15 protein-coding genes are annotated in these 18,057 nt (G+C 68.8%); 13 read left to right on the top strand and 2 right to left on the bottom strand.

What is annotated here, in order from left to right; genetic code table 11:
• Window positions 1-53 precede the first annotated feature (53 nt).
• Window positions 54-728, bottom strand: coding sequence for a hypothetical protein (locus BM172_RS14150; RefSeq protein WP_026633806.1), 675 nt, complete (start codon window positions 726-728; stop codon window positions 54-56).
• Between the two features lie 91 nt (window positions 729-819).
• Window positions 820-3,327 carry a penicillin-binding protein 1A gene (locus BM172_RS14155; RefSeq protein WP_026633805.1) on the bottom strand — a complete coding sequence of 836 codons (2,508 nt, stop codon included), beginning with the start codon at window positions 3,325-3,327 and terminating at the stop codon, window positions 820-822.
• Window positions 3,328-3,603: 276 nt separating this feature from the next.
• Here BM172_RS14155 and BM172_RS14160 point away from each other — a divergent pair, with 276 nt between their 5' ends.
• The 13 genes from BM172_RS14160 to BM172_RS14220 all read left to right on the top strand — a co-directional run bounded on the left by BM172_RS14160 (window position 3,604) and on the right by BM172_RS14220 (window position 18,056).
• A complete protein-coding gene (locus tag BM172_RS14160) occupies window positions 3,604-4,662 on the top strand; it encodes a pilus assembly protein PilM (protein ID WP_026633804.1) in 1,059 nt (352 codons plus the stop codon).
• Window positions 4,662-5,456, top strand: coding sequence for a PilN domain-containing protein (locus BM172_RS14165; protein ID WP_026633803.1), 795 nt, complete (start codon window positions 4,662-4,664; stop codon window positions 5,454-5,456). The genes BM172_RS14160 and BM172_RS14165 overlap by 1 nt, the downstream gene beginning before the upstream one ends.
• Window positions 5,453-6,106, top strand: coding sequence for a type IV pilus inner membrane component PilO (locus tag BM172_RS14170; RefSeq protein WP_026633802.1), 654 nt, complete (start codon window positions 5,453-5,455; stop codon window positions 6,104-6,106). Before BM172_RS14165 ends, BM172_RS14170 begins: the two co-directional genes overlap by 4 nt.
• Window positions 6,103-6,633, top strand: a complete 531-nt coding sequence (locus tag BM172_RS14175; RefSeq protein WP_026633801.1) for a pilus assembly protein PilP — start codon at window positions 6,103-6,105, stop codon at window positions 6,631-6,633. The genes BM172_RS14170 and BM172_RS14175 overlap by 4 nt, the downstream gene beginning before the upstream one ends.
• A 56-nt stretch (window positions 6,634-6,689) precedes the next feature.
• The gene (gene pilQ, locus BM172_RS14180) at window positions 6,690-8,882 is read left to right on the top strand and encodes a type IV pilus secretin PilQ (RefSeq protein ID WP_026633800.1); all 2,193 of its coding nucleotides are present in this window, start codon (window positions 6,690-6,692) and stop codon (window positions 8,880-8,882) included.
• A gap of 168 nt (window positions 8,883-9,050) precedes the next feature.
• On the top strand, window positions 9,051-10,046 hold the full coding sequence (locus tag BM172_RS14185; RefSeq protein WP_026633799.1) for an AAA family ATPase: 996 nt from the start codon (window positions 9,051-9,053) through the stop codon (window positions 10,044-10,046).
• A complete protein-coding gene (locus BM172_RS14190; protein ID WP_026633798.1) occupies window positions 10,043-10,981 on the top strand; it encodes a DUF58 domain-containing protein in 939 nt (312 codons plus the stop codon). The genes BM172_RS14185 and BM172_RS14190 overlap by 4 nt, the downstream gene beginning before the upstream one ends.
• Window positions 10,981-11,511: a DUF4381 family protein gene (locus BM172_RS14195; protein ID WP_035322411.1), complete on the top strand. Its 531-nt coding sequence runs from the start codon at window positions 10,981-10,983 to the stop codon at window positions 11,509-11,511. Before BM172_RS14190 ends, BM172_RS14195 begins: the two co-directional genes overlap by 1 nt.
• Window positions 11,504-12,490, top strand: a complete 987-nt coding sequence (locus tag BM172_RS14200) for a VWA domain-containing protein (RefSeq protein WP_026633796.1) — start codon at window positions 11,504-11,506, stop codon at window positions 12,488-12,490. Before BM172_RS14195 ends, BM172_RS14200 begins: the two co-directional genes overlap by 8 nt.
• Window positions 12,490-14,379, top strand: coding sequence for a VWA domain-containing protein (locus BM172_RS14205; RefSeq protein ID WP_035322410.1), 1,890 nt, complete (start codon window positions 12,490-12,492; stop codon window positions 14,377-14,379). The genes BM172_RS14200 and BM172_RS14205 overlap by 1 nt, the downstream gene beginning before the upstream one ends.
• Window positions 14,379-16,061, top strand: coding sequence for a BatD family protein (locus BM172_RS14210; RefSeq protein ID WP_051548350.1), 1,683 nt, complete (start codon window positions 14,379-14,381; stop codon window positions 16,059-16,061). The genes BM172_RS14205 and BM172_RS14210 overlap by 1 nt, the downstream gene beginning before the upstream one ends.
• A gap of 207 nt (window positions 16,062-16,268) precedes the next feature.
• Window positions 16,269-16,733 (top strand): MarR family winged helix-turn-helix transcriptional regulator, encoded by a 465-nt coding sequence (locus BM172_RS14215; protein WP_026633793.1) that lies wholly within the window; start codon window positions 16,269-16,271, stop codon window positions 16,731-16,733.
• 192 nt (window positions 16,734-16,925) lie between these two features.
• Window positions 16,926-18,056, top strand: coding sequence for an efflux RND transporter periplasmic adaptor subunit (locus BM172_RS14220; protein ID WP_026633792.1), 1,131 nt, complete (start codon window positions 16,926-16,928; stop codon window positions 18,054-18,056).
• Window position 18,057 lies beyond the last annotated feature (1 nt).

The raw sequence follows: 18,057 nt of genomic DNA on the forward strand, positions 1-18,057 counted from the left end.
CACGAAAACGCCCGGCCATGCCGGGCGTTTTCTTTTGGGCGGAAGCTGAAGAGTCAGCGCAAGGCCGCCGCGAGCTTGCGTTCGAAGTCGTCTTCGTCCGCGCCCTCGGCGATCAGGGCTTCCACGGTGGCGAGCGGGGCGCGGCGCATGGGCTTCTCGTCGATGCGGTCCAGCGGCGGCTGGCGCAGCGAGTTGACCGGCAGCACGGTGAGGTCGAACGGCAGTTCGTCGGCGGCGAACAGCAGCACCGGGTATTCGGCCTGTTCGTCGCGGCTGATGCGCAGGCGGCGTGTCTGCGTTTCGACGGGCACGCCATGTTCGCGCAGGTGCAGGATGACCGTCTCCGGATCGTCGCTGAACACATGCAGGCAGACCGCCGAATGGCTGTCCGCGGTGCCGTCCAGCACGGCGCCGACCAGGCGCGGTTCGTAGTCGCCGAGGAAGCGCATGGCTTCCGCCGCCGCCTCGCGGCGTTTCTGCAGCAGCTGCGGCTGGCTGTGCGCCTGGAAGATGCGCTGGTGTTCGCGCAGCGCTTCCTCGATCTCGTTGTTGCGCGGCAGCGCCTGGGTGTCGAAGATGCCCAGCCGCTCGGCGGCCTTGAGCTTGGCGTGATGAAAATCGCGGATGCCGTGTTCGCTCATGAGGCGCGCGGCCTCCTGGGCGATGCGCAGGCGGTTGCGCTGGACGCGGTCCTGCGCATGGATACGGTGATGTTCGCCTCGAGCCATGATCCTGGTCCCTCCCGGTCGTTGGTTGGAGGTGCGGCCGTGCCTGACGGCCTCGCGGCGTAGCGGGTGGGCCGGCCACCCGCCGGTCGCGTCAGAAGATGTCGTACGCGTGCTGCTGGTCGGGATCCTCCTGCTGCTGGCTGGCCTGCTGGCGCAGGCGGTCCACGTCTTCCACCTTGAACATTTCCGGCATGGCGTTGGGATTGCCCGGCTCGGACGGCAGGCCGCTGGAGCGGTCGATCTGCACCGTGCTGATGCCCGGCGGCATCGACAGGGTGGCGGAGGGGCGGTCCTTCAGCGCTGCGCCCATGTAGTCCATCCAGATCGGCAACGCCGCCTTAGCGCCGAATTCGCCGCGGCCCAGCGAGCCGAAGTCGTCGAAGCCTACCCATACGGCCGTGGAGAGATCGCCATTGAAGCCGACGAACCAGGCGTCGCGGTGCTCGTTGGTCGAGCCCGTCTTGCCGGCGAGGTCGTCGCGACCCAGCGCCATGGCGGCGGCGCCCGTGCCGCGGCGGATCACGTCCTTCATCAGCGAGGTGACCAGGAAATCGTTGCGCACGTCGATCACCTGCGGCGCCAGCACCGGCGGATGCCCGCCGTCGTGCGCGTCGGCCGGCAGCACCGCGCCGCCCACGCTGGCCGCGCCGGCCGGCGTGCCGGCGACCGAATTGGCCGGCGCCACCGTGGCATTGGCCGGTGGCGGGCCTGGCGGACGGGTATCGAGCAGGCGCTCCTGGCAGGTGCGGCAGGCGCGTGCCGGGTTGGCGACGTAGACCGGCTTGCCGTCGCGGTCGTCGATCTCGCTGATGAAGTAGGGCGTGACCAGGTAGCCGCCGTTGGCGAACACCGCATAGCCGCGCGCCATGCCCATCGGCGACACCGAGGCGGTGCCCAGCGCCATCGACAGGTTGGGCGGCAGGGCGTCGGGCGAGAAGCCGAAGCGGGTGACGTAGTCGCGCGCATAGCGCACGCCGATGGCGTCGAGCAGGCGCACCGACACCAGGTTCTTGGACTTCACCAGCGCCTCGCGCAAGCGGATCGGGCCGTCGAACTTGTCGTCGTCGTTGGAGGGCGTCCACAGTCCGTCCGGCCGCGACGGGTCGGGCAGGGCCAGCGGCGCGTCGTTGACGATGGAGGCCGGCGTGAAGCCGCGCTCGAACGCCGCCGAATAGATGTACGGCTTGAAGCTGGAGCCCGGCTGGCGCGCCGCCATGACCGCGCGGTTGAACTTGCTGCGCAGGAAGTTGAAGCCGCCGACCAGGGCCTGCAGCGAGCCGTCCTCCGGATTGACCGAGGCCAGCGCGCCCTGCACCTTCGGGATCTGCGCCAGTTCCCATTCGCCCTTGGCGTTGCGCGACAGGCGGATGATGTCGCCGCGCTTGAGCACGGCGGCTACGTTCTTCGGCGGGGCGCCGACACGGGTCTCGTTGACGTAGGGCTTGGCCCAGGCCACCGCGTCCTGGCCGAGCTTCACCTGCTCGCGACTGGACAGGTAGACCGTCGCCTCGCTGCCGTCCACGCCGGTGACCACGCCCGGGCGCAGGCCGGCGATGTCGGTATAGCTGGACAGGATGCGGTCGAAGTCCTCGTTGCCGGCACTGTCGGCGAGCTCCTGGTGGTCTTCCGGGCCGCGCCAGCCGTGGCGGTGGTCGTAGTCGATCAGGCCGGCGCGCAGCGCGTCCACCGCGGACTGCTGGCGGGCGCTCTGCACCGTGGTCTTGATCACATAGCCCTCGGTGAGGGCGTCATTGCCCAGCCGGTCCAGCGCCTGCAGGCGGACCATCTCGGCCAGGTAGGGGGCGTCCACCTCGATCGGCGGCTCGTGCGGGAAGGCGTCGTTCGGTTCGGCGATCGCCTGCTGGTACTCGGCCTGGGTGATGTAGCGGTTGTTCAGCATCTGCCCCAGCACCCAGTTGCGGCGGTTGAGGCCGCGCTTGGGGTTGTTGATCGGGTTGACCACCGAGGGCAGCTGGAAGGTCGAGGCGATCATCGCGCACTCGGCCACGGTCAGCTGGTCCAGGCTCTTGCCGTAGTAGTACGCGGCGGCGGCGGCCACGCCATAGGAACGGTGGCCGAGGAACATCTTGTTCAGATAGAGCTCGAGGATCTGGTCCTTGCTGAGCTCGTTCTCCATGCGCAGGGCGATGAAGATTTCCGTGAGCTTGCGCGAATACAACTTCTCGGGGCTCAGGAAGAAGTTTCGCGCAACCTGTTGGGTAATGGTCGAGCCGCCGGGGCCCTTGTCGCCGCCGGAGACGACCACGTGCCAGCCGGCGCGGGCAATGCCGTGCCAGTCCACGCCGGGGTGGCGGTAGAAATCGCCGTCCTCGGCCGACAGTACGGCGTGCTTGAGGCGATCGGGTACCGCGGCGATGGCGACCGGGATGCGCCGGGTCTCGCCGAAGGTGGCGATCAGCTTGCCGTCGGCGGTGACCACGCGCAGCGGCACCTGCATGTGATAGTCCTTCAGGACCGCGACAGAGGGGATGCGCGGCGAGACCAGCCAATACGCCACACCCACCGCGGCGACCGCCAGCAGCAATCCGGTGAAGGCAAGGATCAGCACCCAGCGCAGCAGACGCTTGAGAATTTGCATGGTGTGGATATTGCGAGACCTGAGTCAAAACACGGCACAGTATAGATGTAGCACCATTTGCTTAACGGTAGAGGACGGCACATTCCCACCGGCAGGTCACCGTTACGTCACAAAAACGGCCGGGACGTGATTAGCGCCAAATGTGGATGCCGTCACGCCAAAACAGTCGAGAAAGTTCGTGTAGGCCGTTGCCAATACGTTAATTTTTGGATTTAATGCCGACGCGCACTCGCCACACTTAGACGGTGCAGGCGCCCAGGGGCAAGGGGGAAAATCGTGGGGCTCTTTACACCCAAGAAGCCGCCGCTGATTGGCGTCGATATCAGTTCGACGGCAGTCAAGCTGCTGCAGCTCAGCCAGGCCGGTGGCCGTTATCGCGTGGAGCACTACGCGGTCGAGCCACTGCCCCCCAATGCCGTGGTCGAAAAGAACATCGTCGAAGTCGAGGCGGTGGGCGAAGCGATCCGGCGCGCGGTAGCCCGCTCGGGCACCAAGCTCAAACATGCGGCTGCGGCCGTCGCCGGTTCGGCGGTCATCACGCGCATCATTCCGATGTCCAGCGATCTGTCCGAGGAAGACCTCGAAGGACAGATCCAGGTCGAAGCGAACCAGTACATCCCATACCCGATCGAGGAAGTGAGCCTTGATTTCGAGGTGCTGGGCCCGGTGCGCGACAACCCGGAAATGAACAACGTGCTGCTCGCCGCGTCGCGCACCGAGAACGTCGACATGCGCGTCGCCGCGCTGGATCTCGGCGGCATCGGCGCCAAGGTGGTCGACGTCGAGGCGTTCGCGATGGAGAACGCGTTCTCGATGGTCGCCGACCAGCTCAACGTCGGTCGCGACGCGCTGGTCGCGGTGGTCGACATCGGCGCCACCATGACTACGCTGTCGGTGCTGCGCAACCAGCGCACCATCTACTCGCGCGAACAGGTCTTCGGCGGCAAGCAGCTCACCGACGAAATCATGCGCCGCTACGGTCTTTCCTATGAGGAAGCCGGCCGCGCCAAGCGCAAGGGCGGCCTGCCGGAGTCCTACGAGACCGAGGCGCTGGAGCCGTTCAAGGAATCGCTGATCCAGCAGATCAGCCGCCTGCTGCAGTTCTTCTTCGCGGGCAGCGAATTCAGCAAGGTCGACCAGGTGGTGCTCGCCGGTGGCTGCGCTTCCATCGAGGGCCTCTGCCCGATGCTCGAGGAGCAGCTCGGCGTGTCCTGCGTGGTGGCCAACCCGCTCGCGCGCATGTCGCTGTCGCCGCGCGTGCAGGCGCAGCAGCTGGCCCAGGACGCGCCCGCGCTGATGATTGCGGTCGGCCTCGCCATGAGGAGCTTCGACTGATGGCACGCATCAACCTACTTCCCTGGCGCGCCGAACGCCGCAAGCATCGCGAGCGTGAGTTCTTCATGCAGCTCGGCGCGGCGGTCGTCGCGGCGATCCTGGTCGTGCTGGTGTGGATGACCTGGATGGACCAGCGCATCGGCAACCAGAACGAGCGCAACGACTACCTGCAGGGCGAGATCAAGCAGCTCGACGAGCGCATTGCCAAGATCAAGGATCTGGAGAAGGTGCGCGAGCGCCTGCTGGCCCGCAAGCAGATCATCGAGCAGCTGCAGGCCAACCGCTCGCAGATGGTCCACCTGTTCGACGAACTGGTGAAGACCATCCCCGCCAGCGCGCGCCTCAGTGGGCTCAAGCAGAGCGGCGAATCGATGTCGCTGGACGGCGTCGCGCAGTCCAACGCCAGCGTCGCCGAATACATGCGCAACCTCGAAGCCTCGCCGTGGATGGGCCACACCGATCTGCGCAAGACCGAGAACACTCACGGCGATTCGCGCATGCCCTACGTGTTCGGCCTGGACGTCGCGCTCAGCAAGCCCAAGGGTGACGATGCCGCGGACGGTGAACATGTGTCGGTACAGCCGGCCGGCGGCGCCAGCGCCTCGGCTCCGGCTACTGCGGCGCCCATCGCCCCTGCGGCTGCGGCACCTGCCACGTCCGGCACGGCTGCGCGCCAGGCGCTCGGCGCGGCGGCGCAGTCGTTGACCTCGCCGGCCAAGCCCGCGCAGGCGGCAGCTCCGCAGCAGGCGCCCAAGCCGACCAGCGCGGCGAGCAACGGGGGAGCCAAGCCATGAAACTCTTGAATGACCTGCGCAACCTCGATCGCAACAACATCGGCGGCTGGCCGAAGTCGGCCAAGATCTTCTTCACCGTGCTGCTGTTCGGCCTGGTCGGGTTCTTCGGCTGGTACCTGATCATCAGCGACCAGCAGGACAACCTGAACACGCTGGCCGGCAAGGAAGAACAGCTCAAGCAGGAGTTCTCCCAGAAGCAGGCCAAGGCAGTGAATCTCGAAGCGTTGCAGCAGCAGCTCGACGAGATGCAGGACATGCTGCGCCAGCTGCTGCGCCAGCTGCCCAGCCGCACCGAGATGCCGGAACTGCTGGTCGATATCTCGCAGACCGCGCTGTCGGCGGGCCTGGAGACCGAGCTGTTCCAGCCGGGCGCCGAGATCCCGAAGGATTTCTACGCCGAGAAGCCGATCCAGTTGCGCATGGTGGGCAACTACCACCAGTTCGGCACCTTCATCAGCGGCGTGGCCTCGCTGCCGCGCGTGGTGATCCTGACCCTGCACGACGTCTCGCTCACGCCCAAGGACAAGAACGGCATGCTGGTCCTGCAGGGCACGGTCAAGACCTATCGCTATCTGGAAGACGACGAGAGCGCCGAAGCCAAGGCGGCCAACGCCAGGCCGGCAGGCGCCAAGACCGGGGGGCAGAAATGAGCAACACCACCGCCCTCCGCGCCGTACGCGTCGCGCTGGCCATCGCCGCCGTCCTGATGCTTGCCGGCTGCACCCGCGGCATGTCGGACCTGCGCGACTGGGTCGCGCAGGAAAAGCAGAAGAAGGGCGCGCCGATTCCCGCGCTCCCCGTGATCAAGACCTTCGAAACCTTCCTCTACAACGACCAGGACCGCCGCGACCCGTTCAGCCCCAGCACTGCTGAGCTGGACAACAGCGCCGCGAACGGTCCGCGCCCCGACCAGGACCGCGCCAAGGAGCCGCTCGAAGCGTTCGCGCTCGACAGCCTCAAGATGGTCGGCACGGTCGGTACCGGCAACGGCATGGAAGTGCTGATCAAGGATCCCACCGGGGTGATCCATCGGGTTCACCGCGGCGAATACATGGGCCAGAACTACGGACACGTCTCCGCCATCGCCGAAGACCATCTTGAACTGGTCGAACTGGTATCCAACGGCAACGGTGGCTGGATGGAACGCTCGGCCAGCATCGCGCTTGGCGAGAAATAAGAATCACAGGGGCTGATGCAATGACGAACCTCAACCAACCAGTCCAGGGCCGTGTCATGCGCCATGCGAGTCGCCGCTTGTTCACCGCACTGCTGATCGCCGGTGCCGCGTGGTCCGGCCTCGCAGCCGCCGCGACGAACACCTTGCGCGAGATCAGCTACGACACCCTGCCTGGCGGCAAGGTGGAGCTGCATCTGAACTTCGCCCAGGGCCCGGTGCCCGAGCCGAAGGTCTTCACCACCGGCAACCCGCCACGCATCGCCATCGACTTCCCCGATACCGAGAACTCCGCCGCACGGCACCTCGACATCGGCAAGGGCTCGACCATGGGCGTTTCGGCGATCTCCGCCGGCGGCCGCACCCGCGTGGTGGTCGAACTGATGCGCGACTCGAGCTACCGCTCGCGCGTCGACGGCAACAGCCTGGTGTTCACGGTCAGCAATGGCACCGAGGCACAGACCACCACCACGGCGTCGATCATCGATCCGTCCAAGGCGCTGCCGTCCTCGGCCGCCGGCCCGGCGGTGTCCAATATCGACTTCCGGCGCGGTCCCAACGGCGAAGGCCGCGTGCTGATCAACTTCAGCGGCTCCGGCGCCAATGCGGACATGAAGCGCGAAGGCGACAAGGTCGTGGTCAACCTCGACCACGTGAACCTGCCCGCGAACCTCGCCCAGCGCCTGGATGTGCTCGACTTCGCCACGCCGGTGCAGTCGGTCACCACCAAGGCCGGCACGCGCGGCGGCGCCCGCATGGAGATCGCGGTCAAGGGCAACGTGGAGACTTCGGCCTACCAGACCGGCGACCAGTATGTGGTCGAGGTCGCGCCGAAGAAGGTCGCCCCGGGTACTGGTCCGGACGGCAAGCCGTTGAAGGGTCAGGATCCGACCTATAACGGCAACCGCGTCACCTTCAACTTCCAGGACATCCCGGTCCGCTCGGTGCTGCAGCTGATCGCCGACATGTCCGGGCAGAACCTGGTGGCTGCCGATACCGTCGGTGGTGCGATCACTCTGCGCCTCGTCAACGTGCCGTGGGATCAGGCGCTGGATGTGGTGCTGCGTGCCAAGGGCTTGGACAAGCGCCGCAACGGCAATGTGATCTGGATCGCTCCACAGGAGGAGCTGGCCAAGTATGAGCAGAGTGTCGCCGAGGCGCGGATTAAGGCCGAGGACACCGCTGAGCTGGTCACTGACTACATCCCGATCAGCTACGGCAAGGCGCAGGACATCGCCAAGCTGCTGACTCAGGGCAGCATGGGTAGTACTAGTGGCGGCGGCGCCGGTAACGCCAGTCGTGGTTTCCTGTCCTCGCGCGGCAGCGTGTCCTTCGACGAACGCACCAATACGCTGCTCGTCAACGACAACCCGCAGAAAATCCGTGAATTGCGTGATTTGATCGCAGTGCTCGACCGACCGGTCCAGCAGGTGCTGATCGAATCGCGCATCGTGGTGGCTACCGATACTTTCACTCGCGAGCTGGGCGTAAAGTGGGGCGTGCAGGCGACCCATACCACCAGCGGCGGCAACGTCATTTCGACCAGTCCGACCGGTACCAACGCAGGTGGCCTGGCGATCAACCAGGGCAATATCAACAACGCGGGCGGCACCGGCACCACCACTTATCAGACAGGTGCGGGCGGCTTCAACGTGAACCTGCCGGCGACGAATGCCCTCGCCAGCACGCTTGGCTTGGCGATTCTCGGCAAGAACTACTTGGTCGACCTGGAACTGTCGGCGGCTCAGAGCGAGGGCCGCGGCGAAGTGATCTCCAGCCCGCGCGTCATCACCGCGAACCAGCAGGAAGCGGTGATCCGCCAGGGTCAGGAAATCGGCTACGTGACCTACCAGAACAGCGGCGGCTCCGGCACCGCGCCGACCGCGTCCGTGCAGTTCAAGGACGCCGTGCTGGAACTGAAGGTCACCCCGACCATCACCGCCGACAACCGCGTCTACCTCGCGATCAACGTGAAGAAGGATGCGCTGGCGCAGTTCGTCACCACGCCGAACGGTCAGGTGCCGCAGATCGATACCCGCGAGATCAACACTTCCGTGCTGGTAGACAACGGCCAGACCGTGGTGCTCGGCGGCATCTATGAGATCACCAAGCAGAACACCGTCACCAAGGTGCCGGGCCTCGGTGATATCCCCGGCATCGGTGTGCTGTTCCGCACCACCAAGCGCCAGAACGACAAGGCTGAACTGCTGATCTTCGTGACCCCGCGCATCCTGAGCGACAGCTTGCGCTGAGCGGATCGTCAGCGAGAAACACGCAAGAAGGGCGGCCTCGGGCCGCCCTTCTTCGTTTCCGTGCATGCTCAAGCTATGCCATCAGTCGCGGCCCCGCCGCCGCGCCCGCTCGCTAAACTTCCGGGACATGCCGCTGTCTGTAAGCGGATGAACCCAGATGGGAACCCGATGGACATGCCCGAGAGTCAACCGTCGTCGCGGCTGCAGCAGTCCTTTACGCGCCTGCGCGAAGCACTGCAGCAGAGCATCGTCGGCCAGCCGCACCTGATCGATTGCCTGCTCGTCGCACTGCTGGCGGATGGCCACCTGCTGGTCGAGGGCGCGCCGGGCCTGGCCAAGACCACCGCGGTGAAGGCGCTGGCGGGACGTATCGAGGCGGATTTCCACCGCGTGCAGTTCACCCCGGACCTGCTGCCGGCGGATCTCACCGGCACCGACATCTTCCGGCCGCAGTCGGGCAGCTTCGAATTCGAGCGCGGTCCGCTGTTCCACAACATCGTGCTGGCGGACGAGATCAATCGCGCGCCGGCCAAGGTCCAGTCCGCCCTGCTCGAGGCCATGGCCGAGCGGCAGATCACCGTCGGCCGCAGCACCTGGCGGCTGCCCGAGCTGTTCATGGTGATGGCGACGCAGAATCCGATCGAGCAGGAAGGCACCTTCGCGTTGCCCGAGGCGCAGCTCGACCGCTTCGTCATGCATGTGACCATCGGCTATCCGGATGCCGCTTCCGAGCTGGCGATCCTGCGCCTGGCGCGCGAGCAGGCGCGGCGCAGCCTCCACCCGCAGCCCGAACCGCCACCGACACTGAGCCAGTCCGACGTATTCGCCGCCCGCGAAGCCGTACTTGCGGTGCACATGGCGCCCGCGCTGGAGTCGTACATCGCGCAGCTGGTGCTGGCCAGCCGCGACGCCGGCGTCTACGGGCCGCAGTTGAAGCGCTGGATCGCCTGGGGCGGCAGCCCGCGCGCGACCATCGCGCTGGACCGCTGCGCGCGCGCCCACGCCTGGCTGGCGGGGCGCGACTACGCCTTGCCGGAAGACGTGCACGCGCTCGCCCATGACGTGCTGCGCCATCGCATCCTGCTCAGCTACGAAGCCGAGGCGGAAGGCATCCGCAGCGACCAGGTGGTGACGCGCCTGCTGGAGCTCGTGCCGTTGCCGTGAGCGCCGTGTTGCCACCCGCCGCGGACGGTGACGGACGCGTCAGCGTCTCCCTGGCCGAATTGCTCGCCCAGCGCGCCCGCGCGGCGCGCAAGCCCTTGCCTCTGCGCCGCAGCCGCGCGGCGCCGGCCGGCCCGCAGGCCAGTCGCGTGCATGGGCGCGGCATGGACTACGCGGAATCGCGCGCCTACCAGCCCGGCGATGACGTGCGCCGGCTCGACTGGCGCCTCACCGCGCGCAGCGGAAAACTCCACACCAAGCTGTTCCAGGAAGAACGCGAAGGCCGCCTGCTGGTCTTGCTCGACACGCACGCCAGCATGCGCTTCGGCACCCGCGCCCGCTTCAAGTCCGTGCAGGCGGCGCGCGCCGCGGCGCTGGCAGGATGGCTGGCCGTGCGTGCGGGCGAACGCGTCGGCGCGCTGGCGTTCGGCGAGCGCCGGCACCTGCTGCGTCCACAGGGCAGCACGCGCGGTGCGCTGGCGCTCTGTGGTGCGATCGCGGCCTGGGATGCCGATCGTGCACCGGCGTCCGGCGCCGAGCCGCTGTCCGAAGCGCTGCAGCGTGCCGGCCGACTGATGCACGGCGCCAGCCGCGTGCTGCTGATCAGCGATGGGCTCAGCGCCGACGATGCCGCGCGTGGCCGTCTTATCGACCTGGCGCGTCACACCGACGTCTCCGTGCTGATCGTCGGCGACGCATTGGAACTGGCCTCGGCCCCACCCGGTCGCTATCCGCTCGAACACGATGGCCTGCGCCGCGAAGTGGTGCTGATGGGTGAGCGGCAGCGCCGCGACTTCCAGCTGGCCCTCGGCGCCGGCCAGGCTCGCCTCGCCGCGCTGGCGCACTCGCTCAATCTGCCCCAGCGCATCGTCGACACCACCGCCGATCCACTCGACGCCGTCGCCGCGCTGCTTGCCGGCACGAAGGCGGGCGCGTGATGCCTGCTACCACTCCGCCGCAGGCCGGGCCGATCCTGCGCGACATCCACCTCCCGCCCGATCCGCCGTGGTGGCCGCCTGCGCCCGGCTGGTGGGCACTGGCGGCCATCGTGCTGGTGGCACTGGCCCTGGTCTGGTGGTGGCGGCGCAAGCGTCGCCTGCAGCGCGAACACGTGGCCGCCGCACTGGCCGACATCGACGCGCTCGAACGCACCTATGTCGGCCAACCCCAGCGGCTGGCGATGGAACTGCATCAGCTGCTGCGCCGCGCTGCGCGCCGCTACGACCCGGCCGCCACGCATCATCGCGGCGAAGCCTGGCGCCGCTGCCTGGCCGTCATGCCGGTGGACGAGGCGACGCTCGCCCGGCTGACCAGCCTGGACGACGCCATGTTCCGCCCCGCTGCCAGCCCGGCGAATCTCGCCGAAGCTGCCGATGCCACGCGCCACTGGCTGGCGCTGGCGCTGGCGCTGCGGCCAGGGCGCGCCACGCGCCGCCGTGCCGCTGTGCCGGAGGCCGGGCATGCCTGAATTCGCCTGGCCATGGATCGCCTTGCTGCTGCCGCTGCCCTGGCTGCTGCGGCGCTGGCTGCGTCCGGCCGCGCCGGGTCAGGCCTTGCATTTGCCGCATCCGCAGCTGCGCCTGGCCGCGGTGGCGGTGAACGCGCCCAAGGGCAGCCGGGTCTGGTGGCTGCTGCTGGCCTGGGCCTGCTTGCTCGTCGCCGCGGCGCGGCCGCAATGGATAGGCCCGCCGCAGGCGCAGCAGCGCAGCGGGCGGGCGATGATGCTGGCGGTCGACCTGTCCGGCAGCATGCGCCTGGAGGACATGCAGCTGGCCGGCCAGGCGGTCAGCCGCTTCGGTGCGGTGGAAGCGATTGCCAGCGACTTCATCTCACGCCGCAGCGGCGACGAAATGGGCCTGATCCTGTTCGGCACCCGTGCCTTCCTGGTCACGCCGCTCACCTACGACCTCGGCGCCGTCAGCGCACAGCTGCAAGGCTCCACCGTGGGACTGGCCGGCACCGAGACGGCGATCGGCGATGCGGTGGCGGTGGCGGTCAAGCGCTTGTCGGCGCTGCCGGAGCAGGCGCGCGTGCTGGTGCTGCTCACCGACGGTGTCAACAACGCCGGCAGCATCGCGCCGCTCGATGCCGCCCGCGCCGCCAAGGCCGCAGGCGTGCGCGTCTACACCATCGGCATCGGCGCCACTGAAATGCGCGTGCCGGATTTCTTCGGCACGCGCACGGTGAATCCGTCGGCCGATCTCGACGAAAGCATGCTGCGCACGATGGCCACGCAGACCGGCGGCCGCTATTTCCGCGCCACCGATACCAGCGAACTGGCCGCCGCCTATCACGCGATCGACACGCTGGAACCGATGCCGCAACACGGCCCGGAACTGCGGCCGCGGCACGAACTGTTCCGCTGGCCGCTGCTCGCCGCGGTGGCCTGCTTCCTGTTCGCGCTGGCGCCGCTGGCGCGCCGGCAGCGTCGCGGGGTGAACGCGTGATGGCCTGGTGGCACGACTTCCATTTCCTGCGACCGTGGTGGCTGCTGGGCCTGCTGCTGGCGCCGCTGGCCTATGCGCTGGCCGCGCGCGGCGGGCAGGAGCGGCGCGAGCTGGCGCGGCTGGTCGATCCCGAACTGCTGCCGCATGTGCTGCACGGGCAGGGCGGCGACCGTCGCTGGCCGCCTGCGCTGCTGGCGTTGGGCGCGGCGCTGTGCGCGCTCGCGCTGGCCGGTCCCACCTGGGATCGCGTGGCTTCGCCGCTGTACGCCAGCCGCGCCGCCCAGGTCGTCGCGGTCTCGCTGTCGCGGCACATGCTGGCCAAGGATATGGCGCCAAGCCGCATCGATCGCGCGCGCTACAAGGCGCACGATCTGCTCGCGGCCAATCGCGGCGGCCTCAACGGACTGATCGCGTATGCCGGCGAGGCCTTCACCGTCGCACCGCTTACCTCCGATGCGAATGCGCTGGACGACCTGCTCGACGCACTCTCGCCCGACACCATGCCGACCGACGGCAACGACGCGGCTGCGGCGATCGAACGCGCCACCGCGCTGATCCGCGACGCCAAGGCCGGCGGTGGCCAGCTGGTGCTGATCGCCGACGGCGCCGACGCCGCGGCGCAGGCGGCGGCGCGCAAGGCGCGCGGCGAAGGCGTGCGCGTATCCGTACTGGGCATCGGCACGCCGCAGGGCAGCCCGGTGCCGGACGGCGACGGCGGGCTGCTGCGCGACGCGCATGGCGAAGTGGTGGTGGCGCGACGCGACGACGCCGCGCTGCGCGCGCTGGCCGACGCCGGCGGCGGCCGCTACGTGCCGATGCGCGACGACGGCCAGGACATCGCCGCGCTCAAGCCCGGCGAAGGCGCGACCCAAAGCTTCGTGCAGGCCGACGGTCAGCACGGTGACGAATGGCAGGATCGCGGCCCCTGGCTGCTGCTGCCCCTGCTGGCGGTGTTCGCCCTGGCGTTCCGCCGCGGCTGGCTGCTGCTGTTGCCGCTGGTCGTGCTGCCGGCGCTGCCGTCGACGGCACACGCCGGTAGCTGGAGCGACCTGTGGCGCCGTCCCGACCAGCAGGCCGCCGCGGCCTTGCGCCAGGGCGATGCGAAGCGTGCGCAGGAGCTCGCGCGCGATCCGTCGCTGCGCGGTGCGGCGGCGTACCGCGCGGGGGATTTTCCGGAAGCCGCCACCGCGTGGCAGGGCGCGCAAGGCGCCGATGCGGCCTACAACCTCGGCAACGCGCTGGCCAGGCAGGAGCGCTACAAGGAAGCCATCGAGGCCTACGATCGCGCGCTGCGGGAAAACCCCGCGCACGAGGATGCCAAGGCCAACCGCCAGGCCGTCGAGGACTGGCTGCGCAAGCACCCGCCGCCGCAGGACCAGCACAAGAACCAGGACAAGCAGGACAAGCACGGCGACGGCAAGGGCGGCAGCGACAAGGACCAGCCCGGCAAGGGCGACGACCGTCCGGACGACAAGAAAGACGGCGAGCCCAAGCCCGGCCAGGATCAATCCAAGGAAGGCGGCGGCACCGACTCCAAGCGCGACTCGTCCGGCCAGGGCAAGCAGGACGGCCAGAGTGCGGAGAAGCAAGGGCAGGGCGAAGCCAAGCCGCCGTCCGCGCAGGAGCAAGCCGAACAGAAAGCGCGCGCCGAGCAGGCCAGGAAGGCGCTGAGCGCGCAGATGGACCAGGCCCTGCGCGATGGCAAGCAGGGCAAGGACGACGGTGCGCATGAACTGGGCGCGATCCCCGCGGACGATCCCCAAGCCAAGCTGCCCGCCGACGTGCGCCGCGCGCTGCAGCGCGTGCCCGACGACCCCGGCGCGCTGCTGCGCCGCAAGTTCGAACTGGAATACCGGCAGCGCCACGGCAGCGCCGGAGAGGATGACTGATGCTTTCGTCGCGCCTGCGCTGCTGCCTGTGCCTGTTGCTGTGTTGCCTGCCCTGGCTGGCCTCGGCCGCCGAGGTGCGCGCCGAGCTCGATCGCAACACCGTGTCGCTGGGCGAGACAGTTACGCTGAACCTGAAAGTCGAAGGCGGCTCCGTCGGCACGCCGGATCTGTCCGCGCTCGCCGCGGACTTCGACGTGCTGGGCACGTCCAGCAATTCCAGCCTGAGCATTGTCAACGGCAGGCGCACGTCCGAATTCACCTACGGCATCGCCTTGCGCCCGAAACATGTGGGGCTGCTGACGATTCCCGCGCTCGCCCTCGCCGGCGGCAGCACCGCGCCGGTGCAGCTGCAGGTGACGCCGCCCGACCAGCAGGCCGCGGCCACCGCCGGCAAGGAGCTGTTCGTCGAGGCGATGGCCGAGCCGCGCACGGCGTATGTGGGCCAGCAGATGTCCTTCGTGGTGCGGCTGTACTTCGCCGCCAGCCTCAGCAGCGGTTCGATGGACGAGCCGCAGGCCGAGGGCGCGGAACTGCACAAGCTCGGCGACGACTCCAATTACCAGGCCGAGCGCGCCGGCCGTCGCTACAACGTGATCGAGCGCCGCTACGCGCTGATTCCGCAGCGCGCGGGGCATGTCGAGGTCGGTCCCGTCGCGTTCCAGGGCGAACTGATCGACATGGCCGATCCGAACAGCTTCTTCGGCAGCACGCGCGCGGTGTCGGCCGCGTCGGCGCCGGTGTCGTTCGAGGTGCGCGCCGTGCCCGCCGCCGCCGGCAAGACCAGCTGGCTGCCCGCGCGCACGCTGTCGCTGAGCCTGGACGGCCAGCCCGAGCAGGGCCAGCTGCGCGCCGGCCAGCCGCTCAACCTCACCATGACCGAGCAGGCCACCGGCCTGCCGTACGAATCGCTGCCGGCGCCGAGCCTGCCGGCGATCGATGGCGCCACGGTGTATCCGGACAAGCCGGTCAACAGCACGCGCGTCGACGGCGGGTGGCTGGTCGGGCGCCGCCAGCAATCGTTCGCGCTGGTGCCGAATCGGCCGGGCGAGCTGGTGATTCCCGCCACCACGCTGACCTGGTGGAACACGCAGACCGACCAAGCCGAAGTCGCGCGCATTCCGGAGCGCCGCTACACCGTGCTGCCGGCCGCCGGTGCGCCTGCGGCAGCGGCTTCGGCGGCGAGTGTCGATGCTGCGCAGACGGCGCCAACGCCGGCCGCGACCGCTGCCGGCGGCGCGCCGTGGCGCTGGCTCGCTCTGGGCAGCCTCGGCTTGTGGCTGGTCACCGTGCTGGCGTGGTGGTGGCTCCGCCGCGCGAGGCCGGCGTCGCGCCAGGCCGCCGCGGCCTCGGCTCCAGCCAGCCAGCGCGAACGCCGCGCCGCCTTCCTGGCCGCTGCGCGCGGCAGCGATGCGGCGGCGCAGGCACATGCCTTGCTGGCGTGGGCGCAGCTCGAGCGTCCCGGCCTGGTCAATCTAGGTGCCTTGGCCGAAGCGCTGGCATCGGCACCGCAGCGCGAGGCGATCGATGCCTTGCAGCAGCAGCGCTACGCGGTCGATGGCGGCGCATCGTCCGGCGATCGCCTCGCCGCGGCGTTCCGCGACGGCTTCCAGTGGCGTACCGCGCCGACGGCCCCGGCCGACGGATCGGGCCTGCCGCCGCTGTATCCCTTCAAGCTGGACTGAGCGCTCGCTTCAAGGCGACCGGCGGCGCCCCTCTGCCCGCATTCATGACCCCGTCCGCATCGCGGCGCGATTTCGGCGATGATGATTTCGATGGCCATGGCGATAAAGGCTGTGTCGCCATCGGCGAGGTTGTCGTGGTTTCGCAGGTTTTTGCGCCGTATGCTTGCCGTCGGGGCGCCCCGGAGGGGCGGAGGGTTCTGGGGACACATGAAGACAGAAGACATCTCGTTCGGCTATCTGCTCAACGACGTCACCTTGCTATTCCGCAAGCACTTCGACCGTCGCGCGGTGAAGTTCGGCCTGACCCGCGCGCAGTGGCGCGCGACCAAGGTGCTCTATCACCGTGAAGGACTGCGCCAGACCGAACTGGCCGAATTCCTCGAAATGGAACCGATCGCCGTGGGCCGCGTGATCGATCGCCTGCAGGCCGCGGGCTTCGTCGAGCGCCGCGCCGATCCGCGCGATCGCCGCGCCTGGCGCCTGTACGTGACCGAGCAGGCGCGCGGGGTGATCGCCGACATGGAGCAGATCGGCCGCGGCCTGCGCAAGGACGCCACCAAGGGCATCGAGCTGCACGAAATGCAGCAGGCGATGGACGTGCTCAACCGCATCAAGGACAACCTGCAGGCGCTGGATCAGCCCGACGATACGGAAAATCCTGCGGCCACTTAAGCTTACGCCACGCTTACGGGGGCGCCTGCCAGTGCCATTGGTCCCTGTGGTGACTAGGAATTCTCCCGGCATAGTACGGGTCTTTTTGGCGTGCACGATGCCGCCGTTCCGACGTGCCGGCGATCGATCGCGGGCGGGGGCGGCGATTCCTCGGAGGGAACGCGCGCCGGCCGAACCAGCCTGAGAGTCCCCATGCCCTGGAAGAAACTGCTCCTGATCGTGTTGGCGCTGGCGCTGCTGGGCGTCGCCATGATCGTGTTCCGCGGCCGCCAGGAGGCCGCCCCCGCGCTCGGCAAGGGCGGCGGCGCGCAAAGCGGCGAAGTGCCGGTGCAGGTGGCCACGGCCACGCGCGGCGACGTCGACCTGAGCCTGAAGCTGGTAGGGCGCGCCGAAGCCTTTTCCACGGTGACCCTGCGCTCGCGCGTGTCCGGCCAGCTGCAGACGCTGGCGTTCAAGCCCGGCGCGCAGGTGAAGCAGGGCGAGCTGCTGATCCAGATCGATCCGAGCCTGCTCAAGGCGCAGCTCGACCAGGCGCGCGGCACCGTGGCGCGCGACCAGGCGCAGCTGGTCAAGGCCCAGGCCGACCAGCAGCGCTACAGCGACATGCTGGCCAAGGGGTTCGTGTCCAAGGCCGACTACGACACCTACCAGGCCAATCTGGGCATCGCCAAGGCCACGCTGCAAAGTGACCGGGCCGCGCAGGAAACCGCGCAGACGCAGCTCGACTACGCGCGCATCGTGGCGCCGTTCGACGGCGTGATCGGCTCGCCGCTGGTGTGGCCCGGCGCGCAGGTCACCGCCGACAGCACCGACCTCGTCGTGCTCAACCAGATCGAGCCGATCCGCATCGCCTTCAGCATTCCCGAGGAAAGCCTCGCCGCCTTGCGCGCCGCGCAGGCGCGCGGCGAGGTGGCGGTGCAGGCGGCGATCCCCGGCGACAAGGGCCAGGCGCTCGCCGGCAAGCTCGAATTCATCGACAACGCGGTCGACGCCACCACCGGCACTATCGTGATCAAGGGCCGCTTCGACAACGCCGATCACCGCCTCACCGCCGGCCAGTTCGTGCAGGTGACGCTGCCGACCACGCGCATCGCCAACGCGGTGAGCGTGCCGGTGGAAGCCTTGCAGAGCTCGGCCAAGGGCAGCTTCGTGTTCGTGCTCGGCCGCGACGGCAAGGTGCAGCAGCGCTACATCACGCCGGGCCCGACCGCCGGCGCGCGGCTGGTGATCGAGAAGGGGCTGGAGCCGGGCGAGCAGGTGGTGACCGAAGGCCAGATGCTGCTGGTCGACGGTGCACACGCTCGCGTGAAGACGGGCGACTGAC

Origin of the sequence: Dyella marensis (assembly GCF_900112865.1) — a bacterium.
Lineage (GTDB): Bacteria > Pseudomonadota > Gammaproteobacteria > Xanthomonadales > Rhodanobacteraceae > Dyella_D > Dyella_D marensis_A.